The organism is Tumebacillus flagellatus (assembly GCF_000714935.1).
Classification (GTDB): Bacteria; Bacillota; Bacilli; order Tumebacillales; family Tumebacillaceae; genus Tumebacillus; species Tumebacillus flagellatus.
The window spans coordinates 1-14,091 of the sequence record NZ_JMIR01000053.1 but is presented as its reverse complement, the minus strand read 5'-3'; the positions used below and the strand labels follow the sequence as shown (position 1 = coordinate 14,091).

General features: G+C 60.5%; 11 protein-coding genes and 1 rRNA gene. 11 read left to right on the top strand and 1 reads right to left on the bottom strand.

Annotation, left to right across the window (positions count from 1 at the left end):
• A 5S ribosomal RNA gene (gene rrf, locus EL26_RS22280) occupies positions 1–103 on the top strand; the annotation flags it as partial.
• Positions 104–131: 28 nt separating this feature from the next.
• Here rrf and EL26_RS22275 read toward each other — a convergent pair.
• Entirely contained in the window at positions 132–1,817 is a 1,686-nt protein-coding gene (locus tag EL26_RS22275) for a PucR family transcriptional regulator (RefSeq protein WP_038094510.1), read from the bottom strand.
• Positions 1,818–1,981: 164 nt separating this feature from the next.
• Between EL26_RS22275 and EL26_RS22270 the strand changes: the two genes are divergently transcribed.
• The 10 genes from EL26_RS22270 to EL26_RS22225 all read left to right on the top strand — a co-directional run bounded on the left by EL26_RS22270 (position 1,982) and on the right by EL26_RS22225 (position 13,755).
• Positions 1,982–3,490 carry a CoA-acylating methylmalonate-semialdehyde dehydrogenase gene (locus EL26_RS22270; RefSeq protein WP_038094508.1) on the top strand — a complete coding sequence of 503 codons (1,509 nt, stop codon included), beginning with the start codon at positions 1,982–1,984 and terminating at the stop codon, positions 3,488–3,490.
• 34 nt (positions 3,491–3,524) lie between these two features.
• Complete coding sequence (locus tag EL26_RS22265; RefSeq protein ID WP_038094506.1) at positions 3,525–4,862, top strand: aspartate aminotransferase family protein; 1,338 nt, start codon at positions 3,525–3,527, stop codon at positions 4,860–4,862.
• A complete protein-coding gene (locus EL26_RS22260; protein WP_052036709.1) occupies positions 4,831–6,228 on the top strand; it encodes an NAD(P)-dependent oxidoreductase in 1,398 nt (465 codons plus the stop codon). The genes EL26_RS22265 and EL26_RS22260 overlap by 32 nt, the downstream gene beginning before the upstream one ends.
• Positions 6,229–6,247: 19 nt before the next feature.
• Positions 6,248–7,504, top strand: coding sequence for an NAD-dependent dihydropyrimidine dehydrogenase subunit PreA (gene preA / locus EL26_RS22255; RefSeq protein ID WP_038094504.1), 1,257 nt, complete (start codon positions 6,248–6,250; stop codon positions 7,502–7,504).
• 1 nt (position 7,505) lies between these two features.
• Positions 7,506–8,927: a dihydropyrimidinase gene (gene hydA, locus EL26_RS22250; RefSeq protein ID WP_038094503.1), complete on the top strand. Its 1,422-nt coding sequence runs from the start codon at positions 7,506–7,508 to the stop codon at positions 8,925–8,927.
• The gene (locus EL26_RS22245) at positions 8,917–9,807 is read left to right on the top strand and encodes a nitrilase-related carbon-nitrogen hydrolase (protein ID WP_038094502.1); all 891 of its coding nucleotides are present in this window, start codon (positions 8,917–8,919) and stop codon (positions 9,805–9,807) included. Before hydA ends, EL26_RS22245 begins: the two co-directional genes overlap by 11 nt.
• Before the next feature lie 154 nt (positions 9,808–9,961).
• Positions 9,962–10,153, top strand: coding sequence for a hypothetical protein (locus EL26_RS26785; RefSeq protein WP_038094501.1), 192 nt, complete (start codon positions 9,962–9,964; stop codon positions 10,151–10,153).
• 61 nt (positions 10,154–10,214) lie between these two features.
• Positions 10,215–10,883, top strand: a complete 669-nt coding sequence (locus EL26_RS22235; RefSeq protein ID WP_052036708.1) for a 3'-5' exonuclease — start codon at positions 10,215–10,217, stop codon at positions 10,881–10,883.
• Positions 10,884–11,006: 123 nt separating this feature from the next.
• On the top strand, positions 11,007–12,446 hold the full coding sequence (locus EL26_RS22230) for an FAD-binding oxidoreductase (protein WP_038094500.1): 1,440 nt from the start codon (positions 11,007–11,009) through the stop codon (positions 12,444–12,446).
• Positions 12,415–13,755: a (Fe-S)-binding protein gene (locus EL26_RS22225; RefSeq protein WP_238546174.1), complete on the top strand. Its 1,341-nt coding sequence runs from the start codon at positions 12,415–12,417 to the stop codon at positions 13,753–13,755. Before EL26_RS22230 ends, EL26_RS22225 begins: the two co-directional genes overlap by 32 nt.
• Positions 13,756–14,091 lie beyond the last annotated feature (336 nt).

The following is a 14,091-nucleotide window of genomic DNA, read 5'->3' as shown; positions in this document are numbered from 1 at the left end:
CGGAAAGGTCACACCTGTTCCCATCCCGAACACAGAAGTTAAGCTTTCCAGCGCCAATGGTACTCGGACCGCAGGGTCCCGGGAGAGTAGGACGTCGCGAGGCAAACGCATCAAACAGAAAGGCTCGTTTCTCACCGGAGAAACGAGCCTTTTTTATACCCTTCCAGAACTCGCAACGCCACGCTGATGCACAACCGTTTCTCCGGCGTCGCCAAACAGTCCGCCCCCAGCAACTCCCGAATCTTCTCCATGCGTTGGTACAACGTCTGCCGCGAAATGAACAGCGCGTCCGCCGCCTCTTGCTTCGAATCGTAGTGGTCCAAAAAAGCCCGCAACGTCGCCGCAAACGGCGTCCCGTGCTCGCGGTCATACACCAGCAACGGCCCCAGAGTATCCTCCACAAACGCTTCGCTCACATGCTCTTCCCGCACAAGACCCAACAACCGATGCACGCCCAAGTCCTCATAAAATCCAACTCCCGCCGTCTCCATTGCTTGCTCGGCCTCTTGAAAAAAACGATACGCCCGCGCATACTCCCGCCCCGCACGGCTCACCCCGTACCGAAAGTCTGTCAACGCTCCAAACGCCTGCCGCGCCAACCGCTCCACTTCAGCCAACGCTTTTTCCAACCGCATGCGCCGCGAGGAAGGGGAGGAGATGGCCGCCGACCCAAACACATCGGTCGCCAACAGATACAACCGGGCCCCTTTCACGCGCAACAACACCTGAAACCCGCCCCGCGAAAAAACCGTCCTCACCACCCCCGCCAAATCTTCCAAGGAAGCTGCCTCTACAGCAGCGCCGCCAACCTCCACCACCACCGCCTGATACCCCAAAGCTCCAACCCCAGCCTGCTTCACCTGCAACACCTTCCGCACTTCCTCTTCCACAACGGGCTGGTTCTCCAACAGCGCCTCCAACAACCGCCCCTGCAAATCGGTCGTCCGATCCTGCAAATTCAACTTGCGCAGCAAACACTGCGCTACCGCCGTGGTCGTATACTCCAACGTCAACGACAGAAATTCATCCGCCTCGCGCTCAAACAACACCACGCCCAACACGCCCATCCCGACTCCCATCGTGACGACAGGCTGCACCAACAACTGCTTGCGCTCCGAGATCGAAAAAACCCCCTGCCCAAGCCCCATCGACCCGACTTCAGACCCCCCAGCCCCGCCGCCAACCCACCCCGGCTCTTCCTGAAAAAACCCCTCCAACAACCCCCGCATCTCCGCTTGCACACTCTGCGCCATCGCCGGAGCAAACAACGCGTTTCCCTCCACCGGCAAGAAAAACGTCTGCCCCTGCACCGCCTGCTGAAAATGGCTCAAAATCGGCGCAAGCGCCTGCGACTCCAACGTCAACCGCTGGATGCTCAACGCATACCGCCCGAGCGTCCGCAACGTCTCCGTATGCACATTCACAATCAACTCATGCAAATCCAGCGTGATCTCCACAAACCGCACCGGCCGGTGAAACACGATCAGCGGAAACCGGTGATGATCTGCCAACTCCACCAAGTCGGGAGTCACGGCCTGCACATACTCCCCGAGTTCCAAACACAACCCCGCCGTTTTTTGCTGAATCAACTCATGGAGGTACTGCATCCGCAAGTCCGGATCATGCCCAAACCCGACTCCGGTGGACAACACCAACTCGCCGCCGTTGCAAAACCGTCCCTGCTGCGGCGTCTCCAAGATGTGCACCCACCGCACGCTCCGCGACAGCCCCGCCCGTCCGCCGACCACTTCCGCATGCTGAAACATCGGGCGTTTCAACACCTCTTCGACCGTCAGCTTCACTTCTTGTTGTTTCAAAAAACGACACCTCCACGCACGGATGGGCACCGATTTGACAACATGTAAGAATCTTCGACCCCTGCGGCTGACAAAGTGTTTGGGATAAAGAGATCCACACGCTTGTATGCTCAAAGTAACGAGAATTCAAACCCCATCAAGTACATCCAGAGAGGTTGTGTTCAATGAAAATCACACAGACGCGAGACGCCCTTCAAAATTTCATCGGCGGCACCTGGGTTCCGTCTGACACCGACCGCTACGAAGACGTGCCGAACCCGGCGACAGGCGAAGTGCTCGGCCGCGTCCCGCTCTCCACGCGGGAAGAAGTCGACGCCGCCGTGGAAGCCGCCCGCTGCGCGTTCCCCATGTGGAGCCAAACGCCCGTGGTCGACCGCACGCGCATCATGTTCCGCTTTCAACAACTGCTTCTCGAACACCAACACGAACTCGCCGAACGGATCACCCAAGAAAACGGCAAAAACATGTCCGAGGCTCATGCAGAGGTTATGCGCGCCATCGAAATGGTAGAATTCGCAGCCGGCATGACCCCGCTGATGAAAGGTGAAACGCTGCCCAACATCGCCCGCGACATCGATTGCGAGATGCTTCGCTTCCCGCTAGGCGTCGTGGCGGGCATCGCGCCGTTTAACTTTCCGCTGATGGTCCCGATGTGGATGTATCCGATCGCGATCACCGCCGGCAACACGTTCGTCCTCAAACCATCCGAACGCACGCCGCTCTCCACGGTCCTCGCCGTCGAACTTCTGAAAAAAGCCGGCCTGCCCGACGGTGTCTTCAACGTCGTCAACGGGGCGCACGAAGTCGTCAACGGTCTTCTGGAGCACCCCGACGTGCAGGCGGTTTCCTTCGTCGGCTCGCAACCGGTCGCCGAACACGTCTACAAAACCGCCTCCGCCCACGGCAAGCGCGTGCAAGCGCTCGCCGGAGCCAAGAACCACCACCTCGTCATGGCGGACACCGACTTGGCGCGCGCCGCCAAAACGATCGCCTCTTCCGCGTTCGGGTGTGCCGGTGAACGCTGCATGGCCGCTTCCGTCGTCGTCGTGGTCGAGGACGCAGCCGACACGCTCGTCCAACACCTCCTCCACGAAGCCAACCAACTCAAACTCGGCAACGGCGTCGAACCGGGCGTCGATCTCGGCCCCGTCATCCGCGACTCGCACCGCCAGAAGATTCACAGCTACATCCAAACCGGCCTCGCCGAAGGAGCCGCCCTCGTCCGCGACGGACGCGAAGACGCGGCGCAGCATGACAAGGGGTTTTTTACCGGCCCGACGATCTTCGACCGCGCCGAAGCGCAGATGGCGATCGTGCGCGAGGAAATCTTCGCGCCGTTCCTGAGTATCGTCCGCGTTCACGACTTCGAAGCGGGCCTCGACGTGATCAAGCAATCCCCATACGGCAACGGCGCGTGCATCTATACCAACAGCGGCAAGCGCGCCCGCGACTTCGCGCACCGCGTGGAAGCCGGCATGGTCGGCGTCAACGTCGGCGTCCCCGCCCCGATGGGATTCTTCGCGTTCACCGGCTGGAAGAAATCGTTCTACGGCGACCTCCACGCCAACGGCTCCGACGGCATCGAATTTTTCACCAAGAAAAAAACAATCACCACCCGCTGGTTCGACGACGGCGACACCAACATCGGCTCGCAACAAACGTTCGTCAAATAAAAAAGCCCGCAAGCAAGAGAGAGGAGACGCCCCCATGTCTGAAAAAGAGACGCTGCTCGCCGCCGACCGTGCCCACATGTGGCACCACATGTCGCCGTACAATCCCAACCCGATGATCGTCACGGAAAGCCAAGGCTCCTGGATCACCGACATCGACGGCAACCGCTACCTCGACGGCATGTCCGGCCTCTGGTGCGTCAACATCGGCTACGGACGCCAAGAGCTCGCCGACGCCGCGTATGAGCAGATGAAAGCGCTCGCCTACTTCCCGCTGACGCAAAGCCATGTGCCCGCAATCCGCCTGTCGCAGAAGATCAGCGAGTGGCTGGAAGGGGAGCACCGCGTATTTTTTTCCAACAGCGGGTCGGAAGCGAACGAAGTCGCGTTTAAGATGGCGCGCCAATACCACGCCCAGCGCGGCGAGCCGGGACGCTACAAGTTCATCTCCCGCTACCGGGCGTACCACGGCAACACGATGGGGGCGCTGGCCGCCACCGGGCAGGCGGTGCGCAAACAATCGTACGAACCGCTCGCGCCCGGCTTCAAACACGTCCCGCCGCCGTACTGCTACCGCTGCCCGTACGGCAAAACGTACGGAAGCTGCTCTCTGGAGTGCGCCGCGGCGATCGACGAGATGATCAACTGGGAGGGTGCCGAAACGGTGGCCGCCGTGATCATGGAGCCGACGATCACCGGCGGCGGCGTGATCGTGCCCCCGCCGGAGTACCTGCCGAAAGTCCGCGAGATTTGCGACAAACACGGCGTGCTCCTGATCATCGACGAAGTGATCTGCGGCGCCGGACGCTCCGGTCGCAAATTCGGCCACCAAAACTTCAATGTCCAGCCGGACATCGTCACGATGGCAAAGGGCATCACCTCCGGATATCTTCCGCTCTCCGCCACAGCTGTGCGGGCGGAAATCGCGGACGTTTTTCTTGAACCGGGCGTAAACCAGCATTTCCGCCACCTGAACACGTTCGGCGGCAACCCCGCCGCCTGCGCGCTGGCGCTTCGCAATTTGGAGTTGATCGAGTCGGAGGGTCTGATTCAGCGCGTGGAACAGCTGGGAGCGGAACTGCGCGCCAAACTGACACCGCTGGAATCGCACCCGCACGTCGGCGACATCCGCAGTTTCGGCTTCGTCTGCGGCATCGAAGTGGTCGAGGACCGCGCCACCAAGGAAGCGTCCGCGCCGGACCGCGTGCTGCGCATCATCGCCGAATGCAAGAAGCGCGGTTTGATCATCGGCAGAAACGGCGACACCATCCCCGGCTACAACAACATCCTCACCCTCGCGCCGCCGTTCTCCACCACAGACGAAGATCTCGAATTCCTCGTCAATGTGCTCACGGAAGTTTTTGACCTCATCTAAGACAGGGGGCCTGCCTGTGAACCTGCAAGACAACTTCCGCGAAGTTGTGCCCGCGCTCAAACCGAAGGAAGCGGTTGACGAAGCGAACCGATGTTTGTTTTGCTACGACGCGCCATGTGTCAAAGCGTGCCCGACCGGGATCGACATCCCGTCTTTTATCAAAAAAATCACCACCGACAACCTGCTCGGTTCCGCGCTGACCATCCTCGACGCCAACCCGATGGGAGCGAGCTGCGCCCGCGTCTGTCCCACGTCGGAACTGTGCGAGGGGGCGTGCGTCTTGAACGGCCCAGCCGCTTCGCAAGCGATCCAGATCGGCTTGCTCCAACGCCACGCCACCGACTGGGCGATCCAGAACACGCCGCCCAACACCGCCCTCTTCCAACCCGACTCCCCCAACGGAAAAAAAGTCGCCGTCGTCGGCGCGGGCCCCGCAGGACTCGCCGCCGCCCGCGAACTGGCGCGCAAAGGGTGCAGCGTGACCGTCTACGAAGCCAAGCCGCGCGCCGGGGGCTTGAACACCTACGGCATCGTGTCGTTCCGCTTGCCGCATGACGTGGTGGCGTGGGAAGTGGAGCAGATCGAAGCGCTCGGCGTCCGCTTCCAATTCGAAACCCGCGTCGGCGAAGACATTACCGCAGAGCAGTTGCTCGACGCCTACGACGCGGTGATTCTCGCGGCAGGCATGGGCAACGTCCCGCCGCTCGGCATCCCCGGCGAAGAGCTCTCCGGCGTGCTCGACGCCGTGCAGTTCATCGAAGATACCAAAGCCAACCTCTACACCCACGACTTCCGCGGCAAAAAAGTAACGGTCATCGGCGCGGGCAACACCGCCATCGACGCCGCCACCTGTTCAACGCGGCTTGGCGCGGACAACGTGAAGATCCTCTACCGGCGCACGTCCGCCGAGATGACCGCCTACGAATTCGAGTACGACTTTGCCAAACAGGACGGGGTCGAATTCCGCTGGCTGGTCGCGCCGACGCAGATGGCTGGCGACAACGGCAAAGTCACCGGTATTCAACTCCAACGCATGGAGCTTGGCGAGCCGGATGAACGCGGCCGCCGCCGTCCGCAGGCGGTCCCCGACAGCGAATTCACGCTGGAGTGCGACTTCGTGATCAAAGCGATCGGCCAAACCCGCCATACGGGGCTGATCGACGCGTTCGAACTGGAGCATGAGCGCGGCATACCGACCGTGGAGAGCGGCACGTACCGCACGTCGCGGGCGAACGTGTTTGCGGTGGGAGATTTTATCTTCAAAGCGGGCAAGACGGACGCGATGGTCGTCACCGCCGTCCAACAGGGCAAGTGCGCGGCCGCCGCCGTCTTCCAACAACTTATCGTCGGCACCACCCAGTCCTAAGTCAAAAGGGGGCGTACACATGGCAGACCTTCGCATCACATTTGCAGGCATCGAATCACCCAACCCGTTCTGGTTGGCGTCCGCTCCTCCGACCAACTCCGGCTACCAAGTGCAGCGCGCATTTGAAGCGGGGTGGGGCGGCGCGGTCTGGAAGACGCTCGGCGAGCCCGTGCTCAACGTCTCCTCCCGCTATGCCGCCATCCATCGCGGGAGCCAGCGGGTCCTCGGCTTCAACAACATCGAGCTGATCTCCGACCGCCCGCTGGAAGACAACTTGCGGGAGATCGCGGAAACCAAAAAGCGGTTCCCCCGCAACCCCCTGATCGTCTCGCTCATGGTGCAACCGAAACAAGAAGCGTGGCATGAGATCGTCAAGCGGGTGGAAGCGGTCGGCGTCGACGGGCTGGAGTTGAACTTCGGCTGTCCGCACGGCATGGCGGAGCGCGGCATGGGGTCGGCGTCCGGCCAACAGCCGGACTTGGTGCGCCAACAGACCGAATGGGTCAAGGAAGTGGCGCAAACGCCCGTCATCGTCAAACTCACGCCGAACATCACCGACATCCGCTTCACCGCCAGAGCCGCCCGTCAAGGCGGAGCGGACGCCGTCTCGATGATCAACACGATCAACTCGCTGATGGGCGTTGACCTTGACACGTGGCTCCCGTACCCGCACGTCGACGGCAAGGGGGCACACGGCGGCTATTGCGGCCCGGCGGTGAAACCGATCGCCCTGAACATGGTGGCGGAGTGCGCGCGCGACCGGCAGATCGGCCTCCCGATCTCCGGCATGGGCGGCATCTCAACGTGGCAAGACGCGGTGGAATTCCTGCTGATGGGAGCGGGGTCGCTGCAAGTCTGCACCGCCGCCATGCACCACGGCTTCCGCGTCGTCGAGGACATGAAGGACGGCCTCAGCCGCTATCTCGATCAAAAAGGGATCGCCTCCGTCTCCGAACTCGTCGGCAAATCGGTGGGCACTTACTCCGACTGGGGCGACTTGAATTTGAACTACAAAGTCGTCGCCCGCATCAACCCGGACACCTGCATCAACTGCAACAAGTGCTACATCTCCTGTGAAGACACGTCCCACCAGTGCATCGACCGCGTCCCGAACCCCGACACCGGCCGGGAACTGCTGGTGGTGCGCGAAGACGATTGCGTGGGCTGCAACCTCTGCTCGATCGTCTGCCCGGTGGAGAACACGATTCAGATGGTGCAAGTCCCGACCGGGAAACCGGCGTACTCTTGGAACCAATTGCAAGCGGAGGTGAAGTGAGTTGAAAAAACTGATCACCGGCGGAATTGTCGTCACCGCATCCGACACCTATCACGCCGACATCTTGATCGAAGGGGAGAAAGTCGTCGCCATCGGCGCCGCCGCCCAACTTGCCGCAGACGGTGCGGAAACAATCGACGCGACCGGACTCTATGTGTTTCCCGGCGGGATCGACCCGCACACGCATCTCGACATGCCGTTTGGCGGCACGACGACAGCCGATGACTTTGAAACGGGCACGCGGGCGGCGGCGTTCGGCGGCACGACGTCGATCATCGACTTCTGCCTGACCAGCAAAGGCCAATCCCTGCGCGAAGCCCTCAACACATGGCACGGCAAAGCGGACGGCAAGGCCGTGATCGATTATGGCTTCCACCTGATGATCGCCGAAGCGAACGACACCGTCCTGCACCAACTGGAAGAGATCGTCGATGAGGGCGTCACCTCGCTGAAAGTCTTCATGGCGTACAAAAACGTATTCCAAGCGGACGACGGGACGCTGTTCAAAACTCTGATCCGCGCCAAGGAACTGGGAGCTCTCGTCCAAGTGCACGCCGAAAACGGCGACGTGATCGACTTTTTGACCAAAGCGGCGCTGGAGAACGAGCAAACCGACCCGATCTACCACGCGCTGACCCGCCCGCCGATCGCCGAGGGCGAAGCGACCGGTCGCGCCATCGCCTTGACCGCGCTGGCGGGCTCGCAGCTCTACGTCGTCCACGTCTCGTGCGCCGAAGCGGTGCAACGCATCGCCGAAGCCCGCGAGAAAGGGCTGAACATCTACGGCGAGACCTGCCCGCAATACCTAACGCTCGATATCAGCGAGCTGGCGCGCCCCGGCTTTGAAGGCGCCAAGTACGTCTGGTCGCCGCCGCTGCGGGAGGCGTGGCACCAAGACGTTCTCTGGAGCGCGTTAAAAAACGGAATTTTGCAAACTGTCGGCTCCGACCAATGCTCGTTTAACTTTAAAGGCCAAAAAGAACTCGGTCGCGGCGACTTCACCAAGATTCCAAACGGCGGCCCGCTGATCGAAGACCGCTTCGGCATCCTCTACTCCGAAGGCGTGCACCGAGGCCGCATCTCGCTGAATCAATTCGTCGAAATAAGCTCCACGCAAGCGGCGAAACTGTTCGGGCTCTTCCCGCAAAAAGGCACGATCGCCGTCGGGTCGGACGCCGACATCGTGCTGTTCAACCCGAACGCAACGCGGACGATCTCGGCGAAGACGCACCACATGAACGTCGACTACAACCCGTTTGAAGGCAAGGCGGTGCAAGGCGAAGTCGTTTCCGTTCTCGTGCGCGGCGAGTTCGTGATCCAAGATCAAAAGTTCGTCGGAACGAAAGGCAACGGACGTTTTCTGAAACGGCGGAAGTTCGGCGCACCCCAGATTTCCAAGGAGGAAGAACCCCATGTCCTTTAAAGTTCAAATCGGTCTGATCCAGGCGAAAAACGACGTTCACGGAGACGAACCGGTCGCGGTCCACAAGCAAGCCGCCGTCGAGAAACACGTCGGTCTCGTCCGGGAAGCGGCGGCGAGAGGGGCGCAGATCATCTGCTTGCAGGAGATTTTTTACGGCCCGTACTTCTGTGCCGAACAGAACCCCAAGTGGTACGAATCGGCGGAAGAAGTCCCGAACGGCCCGACCACGCGGCTGTTTCAAGACTTGGCGAAGGAACTGGGCGTCGTCATCGTGCTTCCCGTCTATGAAAAAGCGGGCATCGGCATCTACTACAACACCGCGGCGGTGATCGACGCCGACGGCTCCTTTCTCGGCAAGTACCGCAAACAGCACATCCCGCACGTCGCTGTGGGTGAGGAAGGGCACGGATTCTGGGAGAAGTTCTATTTCAAGCCGGGCAACATGGGCTATCCGGTGTTTGACACGGCGTTTGCCAAGATCGGCGTGTACATCTGCTACGACCGCCACTTCCCGGAGGGAGCACGGCTCTTGGGGTTGAACGGAGCGGAAATCATCTTCAACCCTTCTGCCACAGTGGCTGGGTTGTCGGAGTACCTCTGGAAATTGGAGCAGCCGGCGCACGCGGTCGCCAACGGCTACTACGTCGCCGCCATCAACCGCGTCGGGGTGGAAGCGCCGTGGAACATGGGTGAATTCTACGGCCAGTCTTACTTGGTCGACCCGAGGGGGCAATTCGTGGCGGTGGGCTCCCGCGACCAAGACGAGATCATCGTGGCGGAGATGGACAAAAACAAAATCCACGAAGTCCGCGACCTCTGGCAGTTCTACCGCGACCGCCGTCCGGAAACGTATCAAGACATGGTGGAGCTCTTGCCGTGAAGACCCAACACGAACTCCGCGGGATCGTCACGCTGACCGACGCAGGAGTTTCGGAAGTTGGAGATTCACCGCTTTGGAACGAGGATTTGCGCCCGACGACGCGGGCGGAGCACAATTGGTCGGGGTACAGTTTTGAAGCGCTTTGGGTGGGGATATGTGCATCTGCATCCCCACCTACACGATGGCGTCCGGCATGATGACGCTGTTGATGCAGCCGTGGTACATCTGGGACAACGCGTGGACGGTCGGCTTGGTGGCCGCAATGATCGTCTACTGGGCGCTGATGCACCGCGACGGAAGTTTGCTTTCCGAAGCGGAGTACGGTACGATTACGAACAAGACCTGATCCTTCGCGGATTAGGTCTTTTTTTACGAGGCAAACTAAGTTCGTCTTGGGAGGTGGAAGCATGACCTATGTGATTTTCGACTTGGAATGGGTGGCGACGTTTGCCAAAGGGCAAGTTCCGGAGATCATCTCGATCGGCGCGGTGAAGCTCGACCGCGACTTGAACGAGTGCGGACAGTTTGCGTCGTTTGTGCGGCCCAAGCGCGCGCGGATGCTCAACAAGCGCACCGTCCGCATGACGAAGATCCGCCCGGAGGACGTGCGGACGTCGGAGGACTTTGCGAAAGTGTGGAAGAAATTCCTCCAGTGGATCGGCGACGAGGAGTATTTTTTGCTGACGTGGGGGCCGACCGACATCCGGACGCTGCTTGCCAATTGCAAGATGCACCGCGTCCCGCTTGCGTGGCTGCGCAACTACAACGACTTGCAAGCCGAATTCGGACGGCTCCAAGAGCTCAAAAACCAAACCGGACTCATGGAAGCGCTGGAAGCTTTGCAATTGAAGCCGATCGGCGCGCACCACAGCGCGGTCGACGACGCCCGCAACACGGCGCAAATTTTCAAATCGCTCTACAACAAACTGCAACTGGTGCGCAACAACCACGCCGGGCTCTTGAAGGCATTTGCCCCAAAACAGCCGCGCCGCCCGTCCCGCACGCTCAGTACCCAGTCCCGCACCCGTCGAGGCAAACACGAAGAGCGGGTCGAGCGGGCCGGGCGCAAACCGTAACCCCTGAAAAGGACTCGATCCCATCGCGGAACGAGTCTTTTTTTGTATTTTTGGGAGCACTGTGATAGATTGAATTTACAGATATTTAGCATTTCAGGAAGACGAGGAGCGTGCTCCCTTTTTATGAATCCGGAGATCAAAAGCCAACTGCGTGCCATCGTCGGAGATCGCTGGATGATGGATTCGCCGAACGATTTGTACGTGTACTCCTATGACGCGACGCCGTTGTACCAAGCGATGCCGGATGCGGTCGTGATGCCCGCTTCCGTCGAAGAAGTGTCAGCAGTGCTGAAAGTCGCCAACCAATTCCGAATTCCCATCGTCTCGCGGGGATCGGGCACCAACCTCTGCGGCGGCACCGTCCCGACAGAGGGCGGCATCGTGCTGGTCACGAACCGCTTGGGCCGTTTGCACGAAATCGACCAAGAAAACCTCACCGCCACGTTCGGCCCCGGACTGATCACCGCCGATCTGCACAAAGCGGTGGAAAGGGTCGGGTTGTTCTACCCGCCGGACCCCGGCTCCATGCGCATTTCCACGATGGGCGGCAACGTCGCCGAGTGCGCGGGCGGCATGCGCGGGTTGAAGTACGGCGTGACCAAGGATTACATCATGGGGATCGAAGCGGTGCTCCCCGGCGGCGAAGTCGTCCGTTTCGGTGGCAAAAACGCCAAGGACGTCGCGGGTTACGACGTGACGAAACTGCTGGTCGGCTCCGAAGGGACGCTCGCGGTCGTCACGGAAATCACGGCGAAACTGTTGCCCTTGCCGCCCGCCAAACAGACGATGGTCGCGTACTACCAAAACCTCTCCGACGCCGCCCGCACCGTGCAGCGCGTGATCGCGTCGAAGATCATCCCCGCCACGATGGAGTTTCTCGACCAAGCGACGATGCAGGTCGTTGAGGACTTCGCCCGCATCGGCCTGCCGCTCGACATGAAAGCGATGCTGATCATCGAGCAAGACGGCACGGAAAGCCAAGTGGAGCAAGACATTTCCCGCATGGCGGACATCTGCCGGGCGGAGGGCGCGACAGAAGTTCGCCTCGCGCAGACGGCACAAGAGGGCGCCAAATTGATGGCAGCCCGCCGTGCCGCGCTGTCGGCGCTCGCCCGCGTGAAGCCGACGACGATCTTGGAGGACGCGACGGTGCCGCGCGCCAACCTCGCGGAGATGGTCGATCAGGTGGACGTCATCGCCCGGAAATACAACTTGCAAATCTGCACGTTCGGCCACGCGGGCGACGGCAATTTGCACCCGACCTGCCTCACCGACGAGCGGGACCGCGACGAGATTCACCGCGTCGAGCAGGCGTTTGAAGAGATCTTCCACGCGGCGATCAAGCTCGGCGGCACGATCACCGGCGAGCACGGGGTGGGGATGGCGAAAGCGGGCTATCTCGACCTCAAAGTCGGGCCGTCCGGCATCGAGCTGATGAAGCGGATCAAGGAAGCGTTCGACCCGCACGGGATCATGAACCCCGGCAAGATTTTTGCAAAAAGCGAACGGCGCAGAGTGGTGGTGAAAACGGATGCCTGCACACACGAACACAGCCATGCCTGACGCAAACCTGATCCAACTTCTCGACAACTTCGACCGGGAAGAGATCTTAAACTGCATGCAGTGCGGGTTCTGTTTGCCCGCCTGCCCGACCTACCGCCAAACCGGCAAGGAAGCCGCTTCGCCGCGCGGCCGCATCGCGCTGATGAAAGCGGTGGTCGACCGCCAGTTGGACGTTGACGGGGAGTTCGAAGACAACATGTACCTCTGCTTAGGATGCCGCGCTTGTGAAACGGCATGCCCGGCGGGCGTGCCCTACGGTTCGCTGGTGGAAACCGCCCGCGATGTGGTGGAACGAAACAAGGAACACGCAGGCGGGCGCTCGGCGGTGCGCGATTTCGTTTTTGCAGAACTGTTTGTGCATCCGGATCGCCTTGACCGTCTCGCCGGGATGCTGTGGGCGTCTCAAGCGCTCGGATTGCAAAAGCTCGCCGACAAAACCGGCCTGATCAACATCCTCCCGCGCCCGATGCGCGAGATGCAGACAGCCGTGAATCCCGTGGCGTCTCCGTGGCAGCGCATGAAGCGGGAGACGGTGGTGCCGCCGGAGCCTGCTTTTGGAAGAAGTGAAGGGAAGCCGCTTCGAGTCGGGATGTTTAAGGGATGTATCATGGACGTGATGTTTTTTGAGACGAACCAAGCGACCGCACGGGTGTTGAGCAAAGCGGGGTGCGAAGTGGTATTCGTCGAAGAGCAAGCGTGCTGCGGCGCTCTGCACGCCCATTCCGGTGAAAAAAACGGCGCCATCGAGCTCGCCAAGCGCAACATCGAAGCGTTTGAGGCCGCCGGTGTGGATTTGATTGTGAACAACGCCGGCGGTTGCGGAGCGGCGCTGAAGGAATACCACCATTGGTTCCACGAAGACCCGAAGTGGCAGGCGCGGGCGATGAGCTTCGTCTCGAAGTGCCGCGATGCCAATGAGCTGCTCGCCGAACTGCCTGCGCTTTCGTTTCGGCGCGAGTTGTCCGGCGTGCGGATCACCTACCAGGATTCCTGCCATCTCGCACACGGTCAAGGCGTGCGCACACAGCCTCGACACTTGTTGCAAAGCGTTCCCGGCGTGGAGTATGTGGAGATGATGGAGGCGGACCGTTGCTGCGGTTCGGCGGGCATCTATAACATCACCAATTTCGACATGTCGATGGAAGTGCTCGACGAGAAGATGGAGAACGTCAAAGCGACCCGCGCGCACGTCGTCGTCACGTCGAATCCCGGCTGCTTGCTGCAGATGCGCAAAGGCATTCAGCGGGCGGGGGCAGAGGCGCAGATGGAAGCTGTGCACATCATGGATTTGTTGGATCGCGTCCTGTAAAAAGAGCCTCTGCGCCGCCCGATTCTAGCGGGTGCCGGAGGCTTTTTTGCTAGACTTTCGACATTGTTCCATGTGAAACGTTGAAAAACGGAGTAAACACGTGAACTGTATCGTGTCGAAGTGATAGTTTTATAGAATGCTGTGTGAGGTCTGTATTTGTCGAAATAACGTCGAATCAGGGCATTGAGATGTCGAATGGAATCATGCTAAGATAACACCTGTCGCCGCGAGAGACACGCGATGATGAAACGAAAGCAGCAACGGTGAGACCACGAGCCATTAGCTCAGTTGGTAGAGCACCTGACTTTTAATCAGGGTGTCGAAGGTTCAAGTCCT